The sequence below is a fragment of the Acinetobacter sp. S4397-1 genome (assembly GCF_024129285.1).
Taxonomy (GTDB): domain Bacteria; phylum Pseudomonadota; class Gammaproteobacteria; order Pseudomonadales; family Moraxellaceae; genus Acinetobacter; species Acinetobacter lwoffii_C.
The window spans coordinates 1-1,356 of the sequence record NZ_JAMXXZ010000074.1 but is presented as its reverse complement, the minus strand read 5'-3'; the positions used below and the strand labels follow the sequence as shown (position 1 = coordinate 1,356).

Genomic DNA, 1,356 nt, shown 5'->3' with positions numbered 1-1,356 from the left:
GCTGTAGAAGCATGTTTAATTCGTCTGATCACAGATACTTTATAAAGTATTTTAATACTTTTTTGAATCCGTCAATGCGTAAGTCCTATATTATTGTAAATTTAATCTATAAAATATAAAATTATATATAAGGTAAATTTTATAGACTAGGGAGTTAGTATAAATTATTTACCCTATAAATTCATTTGTTTTATTATGTAAAATAGGGAAATTAGTTTTTATTTTTATAAATAAAAAAATTAATTTTGCTAGATTTATAATATTAAATACAGCATAGAAAACTGGGTTGTGTTTTTGGTTTGATTTTATAAGCTAATTTTAAATAGCCTAAGCAAATATATTTCAGAAAAATAGCCCAAGCCTTTGCTTTTTAAAACTGCTGTTTTACAAAGCAAAGGCTTGGGAGTCCACCAATATGATTATTTTTAGATTTTAATGAGATACCAAAAAATGGAGAAGATAAATTAATTAGCTTAGGTAAACCTTCTATAAGTATGCAGCATAGATTTTGAGCTAAACACGCATCCTTGTATGTAGGTAAAATACAGGGATTTTTCGGCTAAAATTTTGAAAAAATTAAGCCAGCATTCAATTTTAAAATATCACTAAAAAATGAATAAAAAATTCTAATTTGGTTTGACCAAAGAAAAAGATACCCATATGATAATTACGTTACAGCAAAATCTGTAATCGGGCGTGGAAACCTGAAAATTACTACAGAAGCATTAAAACCGCTTTAGCGGTTTTTTTGTGCTTATTATGCTTAGTTTGCCATTATGGTAGGCCAGGCAGGGCAGTCTATGACTGGCCGTCTTCTGTAGTGCGGTATTTCCACCCCTGTTTGGTCTACCTCCATCTCGTGGAAAAGATGGTTGTAGATAGTGAACTCTAAACTACAGGTACTAAACATGAAGATTTTATTATCTAATCCCCCCATTTCTCTTAGGTCTCTTTTGTTAGCGCTGACTGGATATTGACGGTCATTTAATTCACAGCTTTAACCAAATCGAACTATATACATTTTCAAATTTCGTACTTGAGCGAAAGTAGGAAAGTGTTGCCTGGAGAAAATAAGAAATGGGTTCTACACGACTATTGACCAATATTATTCAGCGTAAAGTTATGTTGCCAGAAGAAATGTCACCCTCAATGCAGCGTGACAATTTTGAAGTGGCACTGACTGATTTTGAAAAGCATCCAATCATCAAATGTTTATTTAAGGCGGATAACCAGCGTTCTACGGAATGTTGGAGCGTGCAAGAAATTGGGTGGTGTATCAGAAAGTATGCTGAGGAGATGAAAGAAGGGTGACAGCCGAAGCAAGATGATATATTTGAGGTTATGAAGACACAAATA

General features: G+C 32.6%; 1 pseudogene. It reads left to right on the top strand.

What is annotated here, in order from left to right:
• Positions 1-1,077 precede the first annotated feature (1,077 nt).
• Positions 1,078-1,296: pseudogene (locus tag NI467_RS14550) on the top strand (hypothetical protein); the annotation flags it as partial.
• Positions 1,297-1,356: the final 60 nt, after the last annotated feature.